General features: G+C 40.7%; 16 protein-coding genes and 4 tRNA genes. 17 read left to right on the top strand and 3 right to left on the bottom strand.

All coding sequences use genetic code 11. The annotated features are described in order from the left end of the window. Positions 1-2 precede the first annotated feature (2 nt). The 8 genes from adhE (at position 3) to nusG (ending at position 5706) form a co-directional block, all read left to right on the top strand. Entirely contained in the window at positions 3-2699 is a 2697-nt protein-coding gene (gene adhE / locus J3U42_RS04105) for a bifunctional acetaldehyde-CoA/alcohol dehydrogenase (RefSeq protein WP_220218840.1), read from the top strand. A gap of 153 nt (positions 2700-2852) precedes the next feature. Further along, positions 2853-2928, top strand: a tRNA-Thr gene (locus J3U42_RS04100). Positions 2929-2962: 34 nt separating this feature from the next. Further along, positions 2963-3047: transfer RNA gene (locus tag J3U42_RS04095), tRNA-Tyr, on the top strand. A 55-nt stretch (positions 3048-3102) separates the two neighbouring features. Then, positions 3103-3177, top strand: a tRNA-Gly gene (locus J3U42_RS04090). 3 nt (positions 3178-3180) lie between these two features. Then, positions 3181-3256, top strand: a tRNA-Thr gene (locus J3U42_RS04085). A 183-nt stretch (positions 3257-3439) separates the two neighbouring features. Next, complete coding sequence (gene tuf, locus J3U42_RS04080) at positions 3440-4624, top strand: elongation factor Tu (protein ID WP_267335649.1); 1185 nt, start codon at positions 3440-3442, stop codon at positions 4622-4624. Positions 4625-4757: 133 nt separating this feature from the next. After that, positions 4758-5159, top strand: coding sequence for a preprotein translocase subunit SecE (secE, locus tag J3U42_RS04075; protein WP_220218842.1), 402 nt, complete (start codon positions 4758-4760; stop codon positions 5157-5159). A 1-nt stretch (position 5160) separates the two neighbouring features. Then, positions 5161-5706 (top strand): transcription termination/antitermination protein NusG, encoded by a 546-nt coding sequence (nusG, locus tag J3U42_RS04070; protein ID WP_220218843.1) that lies wholly within the window; start codon positions 5161-5163, stop codon positions 5704-5706. A 144-nt stretch (positions 5707-5850) separates the two neighbouring features. On the opposite strand, the gene J3U42_RS04065 is transcribed toward nusG, so the two are convergent. Continuing rightward, positions 5851-7770, bottom strand: a complete 1920-nt coding sequence (locus J3U42_RS04065; RefSeq protein ID WP_220218844.1) for an ABC transporter ATP-binding protein — start codon at positions 7768-7770, stop codon at positions 5851-5853. Between the two features lie 90 nt (positions 7771-7860). Here J3U42_RS04065 and J3U42_RS04060 point away from each other — a divergent pair, with 90 nt between their 5' ends. Further along, positions 7861-9021 carry a sugar diacid recognition domain-containing protein gene (locus tag J3U42_RS04060; protein ID WP_267329425.1) on the top strand — a complete coding sequence of 387 codons (1161 nt, stop codon included), beginning with the start codon at positions 7861-7863 and terminating at the stop codon, positions 9019-9021. Between the two features lie 79 nt (positions 9022-9100). Here the strand turns inward: J3U42_RS04060 and garD are convergent, their stop codons facing one another. Then, positions 9101-10651, bottom strand: a complete 1551-nt coding sequence (gene garD / locus J3U42_RS04055; RefSeq protein WP_267335648.1) for a galactarate dehydratase — start codon at positions 10649-10651, stop codon at positions 9101-9103. Between the two features lie 422 nt (positions 10652-11073). Here garD and J3U42_RS04050 point away from each other — a divergent pair, with 422 nt between their 5' ends. The 6 genes from J3U42_RS04050 (at position 11074) to J3U42_RS04025 (ending at position 18105) form a co-directional block, all read left to right on the top strand. Continuing rightward, positions 11074-12405, top strand: a complete 1332-nt coding sequence (locus tag J3U42_RS04050) for an MFS transporter (RefSeq protein ID WP_220218846.1) — start codon at positions 11074-11076, stop codon at positions 12403-12405. A gap of 43 nt (positions 12406-12448) precedes the next feature. Beyond that, positions 12449-13786, top strand: coding sequence for an enolase C-terminal domain-like protein (locus J3U42_RS04045; protein ID WP_267335646.1), 1338 nt, complete (start codon positions 12449-12451; stop codon positions 13784-13786). Positions 13787-13827: 41 nt separating this feature from the next. After that, on the top strand, positions 13828-15162 hold the full coding sequence (gene gudD, locus J3U42_RS04040) for a glucarate dehydratase (RefSeq protein ID WP_267329398.1): 1335 nt from the start codon (positions 13828-13830) through the stop codon (positions 15160-15162). A gap of 43 nt (positions 15163-15205) precedes the next feature. Beyond that, the gene (gene garL / locus J3U42_RS04035) at positions 15206-15976 is read left to right on the top strand and encodes a 2-dehydro-3-deoxyglucarate aldolase (protein WP_220218849.1); all 771 of its coding nucleotides are present in this window, start codon (positions 15206-15208) and stop codon (positions 15974-15976) included. 35 nt (positions 15977-16011) lie between these two features. After that, positions 16012-16893 carry a 2-hydroxy-3-oxopropionate reductase gene (gene garR / locus J3U42_RS04030; RefSeq protein WP_220218850.1) on the top strand — a complete coding sequence of 294 codons (882 nt, stop codon included), beginning with the start codon at positions 16012-16014 and terminating at the stop codon, positions 16891-16893. Positions 16894-16956: 63 nt separating this feature from the next. Continuing rightward, positions 16957-18105, top strand: coding sequence for a glycerate kinase (locus J3U42_RS04025; RefSeq protein WP_267335644.1), 1149 nt, complete (start codon positions 16957-16959; stop codon positions 18103-18105). A gap of 48 nt (positions 18106-18153) precedes the next feature. Here the strand turns inward: J3U42_RS04025 and J3U42_RS04020 are convergent, their stop codons facing one another. Beyond that, complete coding sequence (locus J3U42_RS04020) at positions 18154-20160, bottom strand: OPT family oligopeptide transporter (protein ID WP_267335642.1); 2007 nt, start codon at positions 20158-20160, stop codon at positions 18154-18156. Positions 20161-20389: 229 nt separating this feature from the next. Here J3U42_RS04020 and mazG point away from each other — a divergent pair, with 229 nt between their 5' ends. After that, entirely contained in the window at positions 20390-21187 is a 798-nt protein-coding gene (gene mazG / locus J3U42_RS04015) for a nucleoside triphosphate pyrophosphohydrolase (protein WP_267335640.1), read from the top strand. Continuing rightward, positions 21180-21617, top strand: coding sequence for a hypothetical protein (locus J3U42_RS04010; RefSeq protein ID WP_267335639.1), 438 nt, complete (start codon positions 21180-21182; stop codon positions 21615-21617). The genes mazG and J3U42_RS04010 overlap by 8 nt, the downstream gene beginning before the upstream one ends. Positions 21618-21789 lie beyond the last annotated feature (172 nt).

The following is a 21789-nucleotide window of genomic DNA, read 5'->3' as shown; positions in this document are numbered from 1 at the left end:
CTATGGCAGTAACCAACATGAATGAGTTAAATGAGTTAATGGTACGTGTGAAAAAAGCACAAGAAACTTATTCAACTTATACTCAAGAGCAAGTGGACAAAATCTTCGTCGCCGCAGCGACAGCCGCAGCCGCAGCTCGAATCCCTTTAGCCCAACAAGCAGTTGAAGAATCAGGCATGGGGATTGTAGAAGATAAAGTCATCAAAAACTTATTTGCTGCTGAGTACATTCTAAATAAATATCGACATGACAAGACTTGTGGTGTTGTGGCTGAAAATGAACCGTATGGAACAATCACTTTAGCCGAACCTTTAGGGATAATTTGTGGTATTGTACCAACGACTAACCCAACTTCAACGGCAATTTTTAAATCATTAATTAGTTTAAAAACCCGTAATGCAATTGTCTTTTCCCCTCACCCTCGCGCAAAAAAATCAACCATTGAAGCAGCTCGAATTGTATTAAATGCAGCAATTAAAGCTGGTGCGCCAAAAGATATTATCGGTTGGATTGATGAGCCTTCTATCGAATTATCTAATGCTCTTATGCATCATGACGATGTTGCAGCCATTTTGGCCACAGGTGGTCCGGGTATGGTTAAAGCTGCCTACAGCTCAGGAAAACCTGCTTTAGGTGTGGGTGCCGGTAATACACCAGTAATTATTGATGAAACTGCTGATTTAAAACGTGCGGTAGCGTCTGTATTAATGTCTAAAACGTTTGATAACGGTATGATTTGTGCTTCTGAACAAGCAATCGTTGTTGTTGATTCAGTATATGATCAAGTCCGTGATTTATTAACTCAGTATGGTGCTTATGTTTTAAATGCTAAAGAAACAAAAGCGGTACAAGGCATTATCTTAAATGATAAAGGAGCATTAAATGCCAATATCGTTGGTCAGCCAGCAACAAAAATTGCTGAAATGGCTGGAATCAAAGTTCCTGCTGGCTCCAAAGTACTGGTTGGTGAAGTGAGCAAAGTTGATCTATCTGAACCATTTGCGCATGAAAAACTATCGCCAACGTTAGCAATGTTTAGAGCAAAAGACTTTACTGAAGCGGTTGAAAAGGCCGAAAAATTAGTTGAAATGGGCGGTATGGGTCACACCTCTGTGCTTTATACTGACCAAGACAGCAATCGTGATCGTGTTGCTTACTTCGGCAGCAAAATGAAAACATGTCGTATTTTGATCAATCAACCTGCGGCTCATGGTGGTATTGGTGATTTATATAACTTTGATTTAGCGCCATCTTTAACGCTAGGATGTGGTTCTTGGGGAGGTAACTCGGTATCTGAGAATGTCGGTCCGAAACACTTAATCAACAAGAAAACAATCGCTAAGAGAGCAGAAAACATGTTATGGCATAAATTACCAAGTTCTATCTATTTTAAACGTGGATCACTTCCAGTTGCTTTAAATGAAGTGATTGAGCAAGGTGCTAAACGCGTCTTTTTAGTCACTGATAAATTCTTATTTAACAATGGTTACTCTAAACAAATTACCGACCAACTTGAAGAACATGGTGTAATTTGTGAAACATTCTTTGATGTTGAAGCAGACCCAACGTTAAGTGTTGTGCGTAAAGGTACCGAATCAATGACTGCTTTCCAACCGGATACGGTTATTGCTTTAGGTGGTGGTTCGCCAATGGATGCGGCTAAAATTATGTGGGTACTTTATGAGCATCCGGAAACTAAATTTGATGAATTAGCATTGCGTTTTATGGATATTCGTAAACGTACTTGTCATTTCCCTAACATGGGTAAAAAAGCTAAATTAATCTGTGTGACAACGACATCTGGTACCGGCTCTGAAGTAACACCATTTGCGGTGGTAACCGACGATGCAACTGGTCAAAAATATCCATTAGCTGATTATGCTATTACGCCTAATATGGCAATTGTAGATGCTAATTTAGTGATGAATATGCCAAAATCGCTTTGTGCAGCAGGTGGTTATGATGCTGTTACCCATGCATTAGAAGCCTATGTATCAATCATGGCAAGCGAGTTTTCTGACGGTCAAGCGTTACAAGCATTAAGCTTATTAAAAGCCTATTTACCGGCGAGTTATCGAGATGGCGCTAAAAACCCTCTCGCTCGTGAAAAAGTCCATAGTGCAGCAACATTAGCGGGTGTGGCATTTGCTCAATCATTCTTAGGTGTATGTCACTCAATGGCGCATAAAATTGGTGCGGCTTTCCATATTCCGCATGGTGTGGCTAATGCAATGTTAATTAGTAACGTTGTTCGCTTTAATGCAACAGATAAACCGACTAAACAAGGTACCTTCAGCCAATATGGTTACCCACAAGCGGTTAGACGTTATGCCGAAATTGCTGATCATCTATGTTTAACTGCCGCAACGGATAACGACGAGAAGAAAGTTGAAAAATTAATTGGTTGGTTAGATCAACTTAGAAAAGATCTTGAAATTCCATTCTCTATTAAAGAGTTTGGTATTGATGAGAAAGCTTTCTTAGCACAAGTAGACCAACTTGCAGTAGATGCTTTCGATGACCAATGTACTGGGGCAAATCCTCGTTATCCATTAATTGCAGAGTTAAAACAAATTCTTCTCGATACTTATTATGGTCGTGCTTATAAAGACCATGGTGATATCAGTGAAGATGTTGCTATTCACACTGCGGCTAAAGGTGTAGCGGCACCGAAGAAAAAAGCCACTAAGAAAAAATAATCTAAAATCATTAATGTGATTAAATAAAAACCTGAAATAGTCTATATTTCAGGTTTTTTTTATATTTTTGATTTTTTTTTAATCAAACAAAATAAAATTTGTTTTTTTTGCTTGCAAGCTTAAATGTTCTAGTACATAATGCGCAGCACTTAGGCCGGCTTAGCTCAGTAGGTAGAGCAACTGACTTGTAATCAGTAGGTCGCCAGTTCGATTCCGGCAGCCGGCACCATTTTCCTAAGTAGACAAATTTAAAAAAGATTCGGGGTGGGGTTCCCGAGCGGCCAAAGGGAGCAGACTGTAAATCTGCCGTGTCACACTTCGAAGGTTCGAATCCTTCCCCCACCACCATCATCTAACATTAGCAATTGCTAATTGAAGCATTTAGGTAGCCGAGTTTGAACATGCGGGCATCGTATAATGGCTATTACCTCAGCCTTCCAAGCTGATGATGCGGGTTCGATTCCCGCTGCCCGCTCCAATTGCTGATATAGCTCAGTTGGTAGAGCGCACCCTTGGTAAGGGTGAGGTCGGCAGTTCAAATCTGCCTATCAGCACCATTCTTGTTAATCTCCTAAACTTCTAAAAATATCGAATTTGGCTGCTTTAAAGCTTGTCACTCGATAGCTTTATCTGTTATCATTCAGAGCTAATTTTAAGTTAGTATTATATTGATATTAAATATAATACTTGGTTAATGTGGTGAATTGCCACCGATTTGTATTACATTTGAGGGACTATCAATGTCTAAAGAAAAATTTGAACGTACAAAACCCCACGTTAACGTTGGTACAATCGGCCACGTTGACCACGGTAAAACAACTTTAACTGCTGCAATTACTTCTGTACTTGCTAAAAAATTCGGCGGTCAAGCTCGTGCATTCGATCAAATCGATAACGCACCTGAAGAAAAAGCACGTGGTATCACCATCAACACTTCACATGTTGAATACGACACACCAAGTCGTCACTATGCACACGTTGACTGTCCGGGACATGCTGACTATGTTAAAAACATGATCACTGGTGCGGCTCAAATGGACGGCGCTATCCTAGTAGTAGCAGCAACTGACGGCCCAATGCCACAAACTCGTGAGCACATCCTTTTAGGACGTCAAGTAGGTGTTCCTTACATCATCGTATTTTTAAACAAATGTGATATGGTTGATGATGAAGAGTTATTAGAATTAGTTGAAATGGAAGTACGTGAACTTCTATCTCAATACGACTTCCCGGGTGATGATACACCAGTAATTCGTGGTTCAGCGTTAAAAGCGTTAGAAGGCGATGCAGCATGGGAAGATAAAATTGTTGAATTAGCTGAAGCTTTAGACAGCTACATTCCGGAACCAGAGCGTGATATCGATAAACCATTCCTACTTCCAATTGAAGACGTGTTCTCAATTTCAGGACGTGGTACAGTGGTAACAGGTCGTGTAGAGCGTGGTGTAATCAAAGTTGGTGAAGAAGTTGAAATCGTTGGTATCAAACCAACTACAAAAACAACTTGTACCGGCGTTGAAATGTTCCGTAGATTACTAGACGAAGGTCGTGCTGGTGAGAACGTAGGTGTATTACTTCGTGGTACAAAACGTGAAGAAATCGAACGTGGTCAAGTATTAGCAAAACCAGGTTCAATCACACCACATACTGATTTTGAATCAGAAGTGTATATCCTAAGCAAAGATGAAGGTGGTCGTCATACTCCATTCTTCAAAGGCTACCGTCCACAGTTCTACTTCCGTACAACTGACGTAACGGGTACTATTGAATTACCGGAAGGCGTAGAAATGGTAATGCCAGGTGATAACATCAAAATGACAGTATCATTAATTCACCCAATCGCAATGGAAGAAGGTTTACGTTTTGCGATTCGTGAAGGTGGTCGTACTGTTGGTGCTGGTGTGGTTGCTAAGGTTATCAAATAATTAAAGTAAGAATAACCATAGAAAGGGTATCGCTAGATGCCCTTTCTTATCTCGTCTGTTTAGCAAAATGTTTTTTATTGTGAGAGCATTTTGGAAAATAGATATTATTAAATAACATAATCATAGGTTTTATATGCTAGTAAGTAACGAGAGTCAAGCTACAAACACGATTCTAGACAAATTCAAATGGGGTTTAGTTCTAGTATTGATTGCGTTTATTGTCTGGGGAAATTCTTATTTTTCTGGTCCTAATGATATATATCAACCTAATACGATCGTCCGCATTGTTGCTGTTGTTGCGATTTCGCTATTTACTTTATTCATTGCGTACACAACAAATAAAGGCAAAGCATTTTTTGTATTTTTACAAGAATCGAGAAAAGAGCTTCGAAAAGTTGTATGGCCGACACGTAAAGAAACAGTGCAAACAACTTTGCTCGTTGCTGCTGTAACTGTTATTGTTGGATTAGCTCTTTGGGGAATGGATTCGGTATTCCGTTCAATTGTCTTTTATCTAACATCATTAGGACGCTAATATGAGTGAAACACAACAAAAACGCTGGTATGTTATTCAAGCTTATTCTGGCTATGAAGCACGTGTTGCACAATCATTACGTGAATATATCAAATTACATAACATGGAAGATTTTTTCGGTGAAGTATTAGTACCGACCGAAGAAGTTGTTGAAATGAAAAGTGGTCAACGCCGTAAAAGTGAACGTAAATTCTTCCCGGGTTATGTTTTAGTTGAAATGGTGATGAATGATGCAACATGGCACTTAGTAAAAAGTGTGCCAAGAACAATGGGCTTTATTGGTGGTACATCAGATCGACCTGCACCAATCAGCCAACGTGAAGTTGATGCTATCATGAATCGTTTACAACAAGTTGGCGATAAGCCACGTCCTAAAACCTTATTTGAACCGGGCGAACTTGTACGTGTTAATGACGGTCCATTTGCTGACTTTAATGGCGTGGTTGAAGAAGTGGATTATGAGAAGAGCCGCTTAAAAGTATCGGTATCCATTTTTGGTCGTTCAACACCGGTTGAACTTGATTTTAGCCAAGTCGAAAAAAGCTAATATCGCAATATACCCATATAAAAAATCACAGAATCAATTCTGTGATTTTTTTTGCCTTATTAACGTAGAACGGTATTTTATAGTGTGATATCTGAATTGACTTATACCCCATGGTACGAGTCAATTGTGACCAATCATTTTAATTTAAGCCGATTCAAACTCTTCAATTTGTTGTTGTAAATCCAACCATGTCAATTCTGACTCCTCTTGCTCGCCTTTTAATTGACTTTGTTGTAACAATAATTGTGTTAACTCACTCTTTTTATCCGCTTCATAAATAGAGGGATCGGCTAATTGCTCTTCAATCAATTTTAACTGCTTACTTAACCGTTCAAGGGTCTGCTCCTCTTTTTGTAACTGTTTTTTCAGCGGTTGCATTTGTGCACGTCGCTCAGCTTCTTTACGTTTTTGTTCTTTACGATCTTGCGCTGAAAGATTTTTGCTATTGTCATTTTGACTATCATCTTGTTGCGTTGGTTGTTTTTCCGCTTTCTGCTCGTCGGCAAGCCATTTTTGATAATCATCGAGATCACCATTAAATGGTTCAACTTTATGATCGTGAACTAAATAAAACTCGTCAGTAGTTGAGCGTAATAAATGGCGATCATGCGATACCACCACTAACGCCCCTTCGAAATCAATAAGCGCTTCAGTTAATGCTTGACGCATATCTAAATCTAAATGGTTGGTTGGCTCATCGAGCAACAGCAGATTGGGTTTTTGCCATACAATCAGCGCTAAAACTAATCGGGCTTTCTCACCGCCAGAAAAGGTATTGACTGGCTCGCTAACTTTATCGCCATGAAAATCAAATCCGCCTAAGTAATTACGTAGCTCTTGTTCAGTAATATTGGGATCGGCAAGTTTGGTTAAATGCCATAGCGGAGACTCTTCACCTCGTAGATATTCCAATTGGTGTTGCGCAAAATAACCTAATTGTACGCCTTTAGCTAAGTTAATATGCCCCTCTTTTGGTGCCAGTTCGCCCGCTAATAATTTAATTAATGTTGATTTACCTGCGCCGTTACGCCCTAATAAGCCGATTCGTGAGCCAGGCACTAAGTTTAGCTTAATTTTTTCCAGCACAATTTTATCTTCATAACCGGCGACCACTTTGTCCATCATCAATAATGGGCTAGGTAAAAACTCAGACGGTTTGAAACTAAAATGAAACGGATTATCCACATGTGCCGGTGCAATAAGCTCCATTTTTTCTAACATTTTAATTCGGCTTTGTGCCTGCTTAGCTTTGGTCGCTTTTGCTCGAAAGCGATCAATATAGCTTTGCAAATGCGCCACTTTTTGTTGTTGGCTTTCATAAAGCGATTGTTGCTGAGCTAACTTCGCTGTACGCTGAATTTCAAAAGAAGAGTAGTTGCCGGTATATTCAAATAGATTTTTTTGCTCAATATGGATAATTTTATTAACTAATGGATCTAAAAAGTCCCGGTCATGGGAAATTAAAATTAGTGTGCCTTGATAATTGCTTAACCACTTTTCCAGCCAAATAACCGCATCTAAATCTAAATGGTTAGTTGGCTCATCTAGTAGGAGCAGATCGGAACGACACATCAGAGCCTGCGCTAAATTTAAACGCATACGCCACCCACCGGAATAGGATTTAACCGGTAATTGCAACTGCTCGTTGGAAAAGCCTAAACCGTGTAACAGGGTTGCCGCTCGAGCTTGAATAGTCCACGCATCGATATTGTCGAGTTTTTCATGGATAATAGCGATTTGTTCACCATTATTTTCTTGATTGGCAATGGCTAACTTTTGTTCTAATTGGCGATACTCTCGGTCGCCGTCAATGGCGTATTCAATTGCTGGTGTGTCTAATGCCGGGGTTTCTTGATTTACCCATGCAAGTTGCCATTGAGAGGGAAAACTCACCGTGCCGGCGTCAGCTTGAATTTCGCCTTTTATTAATGAAAATAGCGTAGACTTTCCGCAACCATTTTTGCCAACTAAACCGACTTTTTGTTTAGGATTAATCGTGGCAGAAGCATTATCTAAAAGTAGATTAACGCCCCGACGAACTTGAATGGAATCAAATACTATCATGATATTGTTGTCTATTATTCAAAATAAAATATGCTATCCTAACAAAAATTGAGAGTTATGCAAAATCAAAATAGGATATCTAAAATGGCGATGAGTCCTTATAGCCTCACCCCAAAAATTGCTCAACAGATTGTTGATAGAACCATGAAGATTATTGATTGTAATATCAATGTTATGGATGCTAACGGATGTATTATTGGTAGTGGGGATTTAGAGCGTATTGGCGAACTACATGAAGGAGCGATGTTAGCGATATCGCAAAAACGCACCGTATCAATTGACAGTAACACAGTTAAAAGCTTACAAGGTGTTAAACCGGGTATTAACTTACCGTTGAAACTCAACGATCGAATCGTTGGCGTGATAGGGCTAACCGGTGAGCCGTCCGATATACGCCAATTTGGTGAACTTGTTTGTATGTCTGCTGAAATGATGATGGAGCAAACTCAATTACTGCAAGAACTTTCCTATGATAATCGCTTAAAAGAAGAGCTGATTCTTACCCTTATTGAAAAAGAGATCTTACCCGATAGTATGATTCAATGGGTCAAACGGCTCGATATTGATCTCAATCTACCCAGAGTTGTCGGTATGATTGAAGTGGATAGTGGACAATTGGGTATTGATACGGCGATGAGTGAATTACAGAATCTGCAAACCCAAATACAGCTATTAAGTAATAATAACTTAGTAGCGATTAAATCGATTACTGAATTAGTGATTTTAATTCCGGCACTGAATCGATATGGTCGTTGGGATTTATCCGAACACAAGAAAAAACTTGAGCAACTCATTATTACCATTAAAAACATAACTCAATTAGATATTCGAATTTCGCTGGGTAATTACTTTGAACAGCATCTTTGCCCTCTGGTAAAATCTTATCAAACAGCAAAAACCACCATGCTGATAGGTAAACAAAGAATGCCTAATGTGCGTAACTACTACTATCAAGAGCTAATTTTACCGGTACTTTTACATGGATTAAGTTACGATTGGCAAGCTGAGGAGTTATTACTACCGCTGAAAAAACTCAAAATGGGCGATAATAATGGGGTATTACAAAAAACGTTACAGACGTGGTTTAAAAACAACGTTCAAAATAGCGACACCGCCAAAGAGCTGTTTATTCATCGTAATACATTAGAGTATCGGCTAAATAAAATTGCTAAGCTTACCCAATTAAATTTAGCAAAATTTGATGACCGATTGCTTTTGTATATTGGCTTACAATTAGACAAACATGCCTAAGAGTGGCTTATTGTTCTTACCGATATTCAATAAGAACAATATAACATTTAAGCGATTAATTAACGGGATTATCGAACTATTACGTGATAGGTGCCGGATTAAAAATGGCTAATGGGTTGTATAATTTCCAATGATCTGACCATGGTTTCTTTCGCCCACTTGCCACATCTAAAATTAAATGAAATAAACGCCAGCCAATATCTTCAATCGTTGCTTTACCAAGCGCAATATCGCCGGCACTAATATCAATTAAATCAAACCACTGTTCGGCAACAATATTACGGCTGGACATTTTTATCACTGGTACCATAGCCAAACCGTAAGGCGTTCCTCGACCAGTAGTAAAAACTTGTAACGTGATGCCGGAGGCAACTTGTTGCGAACCACAAACAAAATCACTTGCTGGCGTTGCAGCAAAAATTAATCCTTTTTTGGTTGGGCGTTGTCCGGGCGATAACACTTCCACAATAGGGCTGGTGCCCGACTTAGCAATCGATCCCATTGCTTTTTCGACAATATTATTTAATCCGCCTTTTTTATTGCCCGGTGTGGTGTTGGCACTGCGGTCAACTTTTCCTGCGGCTAAATATTGATCATACCACTGCATTTCACGAATCAGCGCTTTACCAACCGCCTCATCAGCCGCTCTAGGCGTAAGTAAGTGAATACCGTCACGCACTTCGGTTACTTCCGAAAACATCACCGTCGCCCCACATCTGACTAATAGATCAGAAGCATAACCGACTGACGGATTCGAGGTTACCCCGGAAAAAGCATCACTGCCGCCACACTGCATACCGACCACTAATTCAGATGCCGGCACGGTCTCTCTTTTTCGAAGATTTAATTTTTGCAGATGTTTTTCAGCCACCATTAAAATATGGTCAACCATGGCTTTAAATCCATGCTCGTCTTGCAGTGTAACCAGATCATCATCTTCGATTCTGATCGGGATAGTATCTTCGGTGCCTTTTAATAACCTTGCCGGTTGCAGTTTTTCACAACCTAAACTGACAACCATAATTTCACCACCAAAATTAGGATTTTTGGCTAGATTATGAATCGAACGAATCGGCACGATAGCCGCCGGCGCATCAATTGCCACACCGCAACCATAAAGATGCGTTAACGCCACAACGCCATCGACATTTGGATATTTAGGTAACAGGTCACGTTCGATAATTTTACAAACGTACTCCACAACGCCAGAAACACAATTCACACTCATTGTGATCCCTAATATATTGCGGGTGCCGACCGATCCATCTTTATTGCGATAGCCTTCAAAAGTGTAACCGTCTAAGGGGGGCAATACCGGCGCTTTTTTAGTGGCAATGGGAAGCTCGTGTAGCATGGGGGCAGTTGGCATTTGCGTGACAGATTCATTGATCCAAGCTCCTTTTTTAATCTCCACCTTTGCATAGCCAATCACTTCACCGTAGCGAATAATCGCTTGCCCTTGATTGATATCATTCAACGCCACTTTATGACCTTGAGGAATATCCTCAATCAATGTTAACCCGTCAGCAAATACCGTACCTTTTGGCAATCCATTATCATTAACGATAATAGCGACATTGTCCGATTCTTTGATTTTGATATAAAGCGGCTTGTTATTGTGATGCTCCATTGCTTAACTCCCATTCAACGCCTATCTTTTAATTTATTATTATCAGTCACAGTTTCTTATCTGATTAGACATATCTTAAATCTGAAATAGACAAATAGCATTGTGAATGTTCACAATTTTTCGTGCTTAATTCCGTTTAAATTTGTCACTATCAACATAAAAATGTGTGATAGGTCACAAAAATTCCCCTACTGCCAAAAATTTTGTGAAGGACATAACATTTGTTTGTTCATCTGCACATAAATAAATCAATTTCCGCCTGTTATTTTGTTGGTTTTGCCAATGAAATTTTCATCTTAACTATCCATACTTAACGCTAATAGTGGATTACTTAGACAGACTCAAAATCTATTTATTTTCTACTCAGCAACATCTGTAAAAAATTCAAGATCAACATTTCATTATCAGTGTAGGGGCTAAACATGGAAATAAACACAGCAAAACAAAAAAGGACTAATACTCGGTGGTTAACAGTCATTTTTTTATTCATTGTCACTGCTATCAATTATGGTGACAGGGCGACCTTAGGTATTGCCGGCAAAGCAATGTCAGGCGAATTGGGTTTTGATGCCGCAGCCATGGGCTGGGTTATGTCGTCGTTCGGTATCGCCTATGTCATCGGGCAGTTACCGGGAGGCTGGTTATTAGATAGATTTGGTTCAAAACGTGTCTATTTTTGCAGTATTTTATTTTGGTCTATTTTTACTTTATTACAAGGCACCGTACATTTTTTTATCGGGGCTTGGGCGTTAATTATGCTCTTTACGTTCCGTTTCTTAATGGGACTTGCTGAAGCGCCGTCATTCCCCGGCAATAGCCGAATTACCGCCGCTTGGTTTCCGGCTAAAGAAAGAGCCACTGCGGTCGCTATTTTCAATTCTGCACAATATTTTGCTACGGTAATATTTGCGCCCATTATGGGCTGGTTAACCCATGAATATGGTTGGCAATCGGTGTTTTTCTTTATGGGTGGCTTAGGTGTACTAATTAGCGTGGTGACACTCTTTGTAATTCACAACCCTAAAGATCATCCATGGGCAAATCAAGCCGAAGTTGATTATATCGTCGATGGCGGGGCATTGGTCGATATGGATCAGAAAAAAAGCCAGACGAAAAAAGAGGGACCAAAATTAGCTTATCTTACCCAACTTTTAACGAATCGAATGTTATTAGGCGTCTACCTTGGTCAGTATTGTATTAACTGTTTAACGTTTTTCTTTATTACTTGGTTTCCTATCTATCTTGCCACCCAACGAGGAATGAATATTAAAGAAGTTGGTTTTGCCGCTGCGATTCCGGCTATTTGTGGATTTATTGGTGGTATCAGTGGTGGCGTGTTCTCCGATTTTCTGATGCGAAAAACCGGATCGCTCTCTATTGCCCGTAAAACACCAATCATTTTAGGTATGTTGTTTTCAATGACCATGATTTTATGTAACTACGTCGATTCAATTGGATTAGTCATTTTATTTATGTCCATGGCTTTCTTTGGTAAAGGCGTCGGTGCACTCGGTTGGGCAGTAATGGCCGATACCGCACCAAAAGAGATGAGTGGACTGGCTGGCGGATTATTTAACATGTTCGGTAATGCATCAAGCATCATCTCACCAATTATTATCGGTTATATCGTGGCATGGACAGGTCGATTTGAATGGGCGCTAGTGTTTGTCGCCGGTCATGCTTTTGTTGCAGCGTTTAGTTATTTGGTGCTTGTTGGCCCGATTAAACGTATGGAACTGAAGAAAAAACCTTAACGACAACGTGCTTATTGAATTAACTACCTAGGAGAGATCGAATATGAATACGCAATCAGTGCCAGTGATTACCTCCATGCAAGTTATTCCGGTGGCTGGGTATGACAGCATGCTGATGAATATTGGTGGTGCACATAGCCCCTATTTTACCCGAAATATCGTTATTTTGAAGGACAATAGCGGCCATATCGGTTTAGGGGAAGCACCCGGCGGAGTGACGATTGAAAACGCTCTGAAACAAGCTATTGCACATGTCGAAGGGCAACCTATTTCTATCCTTAATCGAATTGTTAATGATATGCATCAAGGCTACCTTGATGATGATTATGACTCTTTTGGTAAAGGTGCATGGACATTTGAATTACGGGTCAATGCCGTAGCGGCACTCGAATCGGCATTACTCGATTTAATGGGGCAATTTTTAAATGTACCGGTTGCTGAATTACTTGGAGCAGGTAAACAGCGAGATGAAGTTACCGTGCTTGGCTACCTGTTTTATATCGGTGATGCCAACAAGACCGATCTCGATTATGACCAACCCGCAACGAAAGGCCATCCATGGTACAACATTCGCCGGCGGCAAGCTATGACAACTGAGTCAGTGGTTGAGCTGGCGCAAGCGGCACAAGATCGCTACGGCTTTAAAGACTTCAAAATGAAAGGTGGAGTGTTAGCGGGTGAACAAGAAATTGAAACAGTCATAGAACTTAAAAAGCAGTTTCCCGATGCACGCATTACCTTAGATCCAAACGGTGGTTGGTGGTTAGATGATGCCATTAAACTTTGTAAAGGGCTTAATAATGTGCTGACTTATGCCGAAGACCCTTGTGGCGCTGAACATGGCTATTGCGGGCGTGAAGTTATGGCTGAATTTCGTCGGGCAACCGGTATACCAACTGCCACCAATATGGTTGCAACCAACTGGCGTGAACTGTGCCATTCCATTATGTTGCAAGCGGTCGATATACCGCTAGCCGATCCCCATTTTTGGACATTAACCGGCGCCAGTCGTGTCGCACAACTTTGTCATGAATGGGGGCTGACTTGGGGGTGCCATTCGAATAACCATTTTGATATTTCACTGGCAATGTTTAGCCATGTCGGTGCCTCTGCGCCCGGTAATCCAACTGCACTTGATACCCATTGGATATGGCAAGAAGGTCAAGCCCGTTTAACGCAAGACCCGCTGCAAATTCGCCATGGCAAGATCAAATTACACGACAAGCCCGGTCTTGGGATTGAATTGGATATGGAGCAAGTCAATTGCGCACATGAGCTTTATAAAAAATTACCAAATGGGGCACGTAATGATGCCATTGCCATGCAATATCTCATTGAAAATTGGCAATTTGACCGCAAGCGCCCATGCATGGTTCGTTAAAACAGATTTAAAGAAATTGAGAAATAAAAGAGGTAAAAACTATGAGTTCATCAACGCCGATTATTACGCAAATGCATGTCTATCCGGTGGCCGGTTATGACAGCATGTTACTGAATTTAAGTGGAGCACACGCCCCTTACTTCACCCGTAATATCGTTATTCTTAAAGATAATTCCGGTAACATTGGCGTCGGGGAAGTTCCTTGCGTAGGCCGAGTTACTCAAACCCTTGAAGATGCCAAACCGCTGGTTGTGGGACAATCGATTGCCCAATATAAAAATGTTATGAATCGTGTCCGAACGGCATTTGCTGACCGTGATGTCGGTGGGCGAGGTAATCAAACATTCGACCAGCGCTCAACCATTCATGTGGTGACAGCGATTGAAGCGGCAATGTTAGACCTGCTAGGCAAGCATCTAGGCGTTACCGTTGCTTCGCTTTTAGGCGAAGGACAGCAACGTGATGAAGTGAAAATGCTTGGCTATCTGTTTTATATCGGCGATAGGCAAAAAACCGATTTACCTTATCAAAGCCAACCCAATGAGCAGTGCGATTGGTATCGCCTGCGACATGAAGAAGCCTTAACCCCAGACAAAATTGCCCGTTTAGCGCAGGCAACTTATGAAAAATATGGCTTTTGTGATTTTAAATTAAAAGGCGGTGTGCTATCTGCGCAAGATGAAGCCGAAGCCGTGATTGCCATTAAGCAAAAATTCCCTGAAGCACGCGTAACACTCGACCCAAATGGCGGGTGGTTATTAGATGAAGCGATACAAATCGGCAAATACTTAAAAGATACCTTGACCTATGCAGAAGATCCGTGTGGCGCAGAACAAGGCTACTCTGGGCGAGAAATTATGGCTGAATTTCGCCGTGCGACAGGTTTGCCAACAGCAACCAACATGATTGCAACTGACTGGCGTCAAATGGGACACACTTTATCGTTACAATCGGTCGATATCCCACTTGCAGATCCGCATTTTTGGACAATGAACGGCTCAGTAAGGGTTGCGCAACTGTGCCATGAGTTTGGCTTAACGTGGGGCTCACACTCCAATAATCATTTTGATATTTCGCTTGCCATGTTTACCCATGTTGGTGCAGCGGCGCCGGGTGAACCAACTGCGTTAGATACACATTGGATCTGGCAAGAAGGTAATCAGCGTTTAACCAAAGAGCCATTACAAATTGTCAATGGAAAAATCAAAGTACCGGAAAAACCGGGTTTAGGTATTGAGGTTGATATCGATCAAGTTCTCAAAGCCCACGAGCTATTTAAAAGCATGGGGCTGGGCAATCGTAATGATGCCGTAGCTATGCAATATCTCATCCCTAACTGGCAATTCGACAATAAGAAACCCTGTTTGGTCAGATAGTTGGCATGGATGATTAAAAATAGATAAAAATTGAGGTAATTGCATGAAAAAACTCACTTGTCACAATCAATTTAAACAAGACATGTTGGCAAGAAAAAAATTGATTGGTTGTTGGGCTGCATTAGGTAGTCCGATCTCAACAGAAATATTGGGCTTAGCCGGTTTTGATTGGTTACTGCTGGACGGCGAGCATGCCATTAATGATGTGGTGTCGTTTGTCCCGCAATTAATGGCCTTAAAAGATAGCCCGAGCGTGCCAATTGTACGACCGGCCTGGAATGATCAAGTACTGATTAAACGCCTGCTTGATGTTGGTTTTTATAACTTCTTAATTCCGTATGTCGAGACGGCTTTGCAAGCAAAACAAGCGGTCTCTTATACCCGCTATCCTCCTGAAGGTTTAAGGGGAGTGTCGGTTTCACATCGTAGTAATGCGTTTGGCACAATACCGGATTACTTTGAAAAGATTAATCAAAATATTTGTGTGATCGTTCAAGTTGAAACCCAACAAGCGGTGGATAACGTTGCTCAAATTACCGCAGTTGACGGCGTCGACGGTATTTTTGTTGGCCCGAGCGATCTTTCTGCCTCGTTAGGGCATTTTGGCAATCCAAAACATCCACAGGTGCAAGCGGCGATCAAACAGGTATTTGATGAAGCAAAAAAACAAGGGAAAGCTTGTGGCATATTAGCCCCGATAGAAGCTGACGCACATCATTATATCGAAATGGGGGCAACGTTTGTTGCCGTCGGCAATGATCTGGGCTTGCTAAGAATGGCAACGCAATCATTAGCCGATAAATTTCTAAAATAACAGCCATTACTATAAGCGTAATAAAGGAGAGTAAAATGAAAATTGGTTTTATTGGTTTAGGAATAATGGGTAAACCGATGAGCAAAAACTTGCTAAAAGCAGGTTATTCACTGGTCGTTTGCGATAAAAATCAAGCTTCAGTTGATGAACTTATCAAAGCGGGTGCACAAAGTGCCACCAACGCAAAACAGGTTGCTCAACAATGTGATGTGATTATTACTATGTTACCTAATTCACCGCATGTGAAAGAGGTTGTCTTAGGTGAAAATGGGATTGTTGAAGGCGCCAAAGCCGGCACAACCATTATTGATATGAGCTCGATTGCGCCATTAGCCAGCCGGGAAATTCATGATGAAGTCGTTAAAAAAGGCTTAGTGATGTTAGATGCGCCAGTGAGCGGTGGCGAGCCTAAAGCGATAGACGGCACCTTATCTGTCATGGTTGGTGGGGATAAAGCGGTATTTGATAAACATTATGATTTAATGAAAGCTATGGCTGGCTCAGTGGTTTATACCGGTGAAATTGGCGCAGGTAATGTGACTAAGCTTGCTAATCAAGTCATCGTAGCACTCAACATTGCTGCCATGTCAGAAGCATTGGTTTTAGCCACGAAAGCTGGGGTTAACCCGCAACTCGTATATCAAGCAATACGGGGCGGACTTGCCGGTAGTACGGTGTTAGATGCCAAAGCGCCAATGGTGTTAGAACGCAATTTTAAACCGGGCTTTAAAATCGATCTCCATATCAAAGATCTGCAAAATGCTTTAGATACCTCTCATGGGGTGGGGACTTCATTACCGTTAACAGCAATTGTTATGGAGATGATGCAAGCACTGAAAACCGACGGTATGGGCGAAAGTGACCATAGTGCCCTTGCTCGTTATTATGAAGCTTTAGCGAAAATCGAAATTAAGTAATTTATGTCAATATTGAGTATGGCAACATACTCAATCACCTTGACCAATTCCAAAAGGATATTTATGAACATTGTCATTGCGCCTGATACTTTTAAAGAAAGTCTGAGTGCCATAGATGTTGCTAAGACAATAAAAGCGGGATTTTTACAGGTTTACCCTGATGCAACATACTCGTTATTACCTGTCGCTGACGGCGGAGAAGGTACCGTTAATGCAATGGTTGATGCATTAAAAGGACATAAAGTGACAGTCACAGTAACTGACCCGTTAGGCGAGCCGGGACATGCTTTTTATGGCATATCACAAGACGGACAAACTGCCATTATCGAAATGGCGACCGCCAGCGGGCTTGAACGTGTTCCGTTTGAACGGCGAGATGCTAAAATTACCACCTCGTATGGTACAGGCGAACTTATCAAAGATGCCTTAGATCGGGGTTGTAAAAAATTTATCATCGGTATTGGCGGCAGTGCAACCAATGACGGTGGGGCAGGGATGCTACAAGCATTAGGTGTCAAACTGTTAGATAAATTTGGTCACCAAATTGGTTTTGGTGGCGTTTCGCTCAGTGCTCTTGATAGTATCGATATCAGCCAAATGGATGAGAGAATAAAGCAATGTGAATTTGAAGTCGCTTGTGATGTCACCAATCCACTTACCGGTGAAAATGGCGCATCGGCTATTTTTGGTCCACAAAAAGGGGCAACACCGCAAGATATTCAATTACTTGATGCAAATCTTAAACACTTTGCCAGTCTGATTAAAGGTTGCTTTAATATCGACATAGAGACCGTTCCCGGTACCGGAGCGGCGGGCGGAATGGGCGCGGCATTATTGGCATTTATGCAAGCAAAATTGAGGCCGGGCATTGAAATTATTACCGAATTACTTAATTTAGATAGCTTAATTGAACAAGCCGATTTAGTGGTGACCGGTGAAGGCCGATTAGATTATCAGAGTGTCAACGGTAAAGTCCCGGTTGGGGTGGCAAATATCGCCAAAAAGTATAATAAACCGGTTATTGCTATTGTTGGCAGTTTAGGCGATAAGGCTGAGGCGGTCTATCCTTATGGCATAACTGCTATGTTTAGTATTCTTAGTCAAGTGTCGAGTTTATCTCAAGCACTGGATCGAAAAGTCGCCGAAGCTAATCTTTATCACACCTCGAAAAATATTGCATTAACCTTAAAAATCGGTAAAACATTGTGCTAATAAAAAAGCCCTTTAAGTTAAAGGGCTTCATTTTTTGCTTACGCAGTATTAGGATTTTTTAATCGCAGTCAGTGCCCGACGAATAAAATATAAACAGATAATCACAAACACCGCTAAGCCTAAGTATTGTGGTAATAGCCCTAGATCGGCTGATATTGCAAGCGGCGCATCACTACCGCCACTGGTAATGCTAATCACGATAACGATAGCTAGCAATACCCCAACTAAACTTTCACCGACAATTAACCCCGATGCAATTAATGCCGCTTTGCGATCGACGTTTTTAAATTGTTCTTCCGGATCTAGGTTCGCTTTTTTGGCTTTAGCATAAGCTTTACGCTTAATTATCCACGAAAGTAGTGTACCAATAAAAATCGGAGTGGTAATGGTTGGTGGTAAGTAGATCCCTAAACCAACAGCCAATGCCGGCAAGCGAAACTTAGATTGGTTCTTAGCTAAAATTAAATCGATAATAATAATGATTGATCCAACCGCTAAGCCAATTAAAATCATTGTCCAATCAAGCTGATGAGAAAATATCCCTTTGGCAATGGTGGTCATTAGTGTCGCTTGAGGCGCCGCTAATACTTGAGATTGATCCATATCTGCCCTAGGTAAGGCGCCGGTGAATCCATAAGCGTTATATAAAATTTCAAGAATAGGTGCGATAACAATGGCACCAACAACACAACCAATTAAAAGTGCGACTTGTTGTTTCCATGGTGTTGCATTGACTAAATAACCGGTTTTTAAATCTTGCAAATTATCGTTTGAGATGCAGGCAACGGCTAAAACTGTGCTGGTAGTAAATAGCGCTAATGCGGTTGCAAAATTAGTCCCTTCAGGGGTAGATAACAAATCATTGGCTTGCCCAATTACCAATAAAATAAGTGATATGGCAATTGCAGCAACAATGGCAATGCCGGACATTGGGCTTGCTGAAGAGCCGACTAAACCTGCCATATAGCCACACGCCGCCGCAACAAGAAAGCCCATAATAAATGCAAATAACACAGCGCAAATAACTAACATCCAAGCAACACCAGCGGATAAGCCACTGTCGGAAATAAACGCATAAAAAGTGGCGACTAAGATAACAACCATACCAGCCATAATCGAAAAAATCGCTTTTGGTGATAAGTCACGTTCGGTTGGTGCAATATCATCAACCGAAACATCGGCACGTAATGTTCTAAATGAGATTTTTAATCCTTCAATCACGGGTTTGATTAACGTCAGTAGTGTCCAAATTGCAGCAATTGCAATGGTGCCGGCGCCGATAAAACGAATATCTTTAGCCCAAAGCCCCATAGCCACATTAGCTAATGATTCGCTGGTGTCATAGTCGGTAATTGCGCTTAAAATAGGAATGCCAAACACCCAGCCGATAATGGTGCCGATTAACACGGCAATACCAGAAATAATACCAATCAAATAACCGGCACTGAGTAAAGCTAATGAAAAGCCCATCGGTAATTGGAAGATTGATTTACCGCCAGTAAACCAATAAGAGGCGCTTTCTGACAAAACCCGAAAACCGTTAGTAAACAGACTTACACCAGAGGCAATAACGCCACCAACTAAAATATCTTTCAATCCGGCATTGGAATCATCACCCTCAGTTTTTGAGCCTGCTTTTAATATCTCCGCAGCGGCAACCCCTTCCGGATAAGGTAAGGTGCTTTTTACCACCATAATATGGCGTAGTGGAATTGAAAATAGTACTCCAAGCATCCCCCCGGCGGCACAGATAGCAAAAGTGAGCCAAAACGGGAAATCTTGCCAATAGCCGATCATTAACAATCCGGGTAAAACAAAAATAATCGAGGAAAGTGTACCGGCTGCCGATGCTTGAGTCTGTACCATATTGTTTTCTAATATGGTTGAGCCGGAAAATAGCCTTAATACCGCCATGGAAATCACCGCGGCTGGGATAGCGGAAGAAAAAGTTAACCCCACTTTTAAGCCAAGGTAAACATTTGATGCGGTAAATATAATTGTAATAAGGGCACCAAGAATTGTACCTCTCAATGTCAGTTCGCGTAAATTATTCATTAAATGTAATTAAGTTAATTTGTTATGTGAACATTATATACTTAATTGGTGTTTATCTGCTACAAGTTATATTTTTTAACAGTTTTTAACCGTTTTTATGCTTGTTTTTTAACAAAAACAGGCTTTAAAAAACAAAATTAAAGCTGAAAGTGCCAGTAGACAGTAAAAATGGTCAAGTTGTGTTACACTTATTTTTCAATGACCAATCTAAACTATTAAGAGAAAACCAGTGAACCAACTTAAGCGCTTACAGGCGATTACCAAACAGTTACGTGACCCGATTAAAGGGTGTTCATGGGATAGCAAGCAAACTTTTGATTCATTAAAGTCTTATACTCTCGAAGAGACTTATGAAGTTTTAGATGCGATTGATAGAAAAGACATGGACGAACTAAAAAAAGAGCTGGGCGATCTCTTATTTCAAATTGTGTTTTATGCTGATCTTGCCAGCGATCAAGGCGAGTTCAATTTTGACGATATTTGTTCGTCAGTGGCCGATAAACTCGTCAGCCGTCATCCACATGTTTTTGCTGATAAAACCGCTGAAAAGCCGAACTGGGAGCAGTTAAAGCAAAAAGAACGTGATCAAAGGGCGCAATATTCACTATTAGATGATATCCCCAACGCCATTCCGGCGCTAATGAAAGCTGAAAAAATACAAAAACGCTGTGCATCAGTTGGATTTGATTGGGTTGAGTTAAAACCAGTTATCGATAAAGTGAAAGAAGAGCTTTGTGAAGTGGAAGAGGAATTGAATAAAACCACACAAGATCAATCCAAAATTGAAGAAGAGCTTGGCGACCTATTTTTTGCCACCGTTAATTTAGCCAGACATTTAAAAGTTAAATCTGAGTTATGCTTACAAAATGCCAATAACAAATTTATTCGGCGTTTTAAACAAGTTGAAGCATTACTGAAACATAAAAAGGACAATTTAGCCGATGCAACACTTGAAGAAATGGAAGATGCATGGCAAATTGTCAAACAATCTGAACAATTATCTAGCGAAGTGAATAAAAATGACTGAAAAAAATGAATTGTATCAAGAGATCGAAGCATGGGCACAAAATGCCGTTTTAAATAGTCCAACGTGGAGTATTAACCAGCTCGATTATTCCGAAAAAAGTATTACCGTTGTTGAGATGATTATTGCCGAAATGGCCGATAAAAGCTTTGGCTTACCAGAAGAACAAATTGATATGATATCGCAAGAATATGGCTGTTATTTATTATTAACTGCTCATAAATTATATGGCGGTCAGTTTTATTGGAATCAAGAATTCGAACAACCGATGTTAATCTGCTGTGAGCCTGATTCGACTATTGCACTATTAACGTGGAATAAAGTTAAAGGACGTTTATTAGGTGATAAAACCGATCATATTGCTTATTTCCTTGATGAATTTGGTCAAGCGACTTTTCAACCAGAAAAAGGCACACATGTGGTTTATTTATAACGTTGTAGACTGTGATAGTGAAGGTTTTTAACGAAACTATTCAGTGAGATTAGCACTTAAAAATTTCAAAATGGGTATTTATTGCCGGGTAGTTGAAAATGAATGACACACTTTATCTCGGCAATAAAAACGACGCTACCTGGTCTATGCGACCTTGAGTGGTGATAAAATA

The sequence above is a fragment of the Gilliamella sp. B2923 genome (assembly GCF_026536565.1).
Classification (GTDB): Bacteria; Pseudomonadota; Gammaproteobacteria; order Enterobacterales; family Orbaceae; genus Gilliamella.
This window is presented reverse-complemented; position numbering and strand designations above follow the sequence as displayed.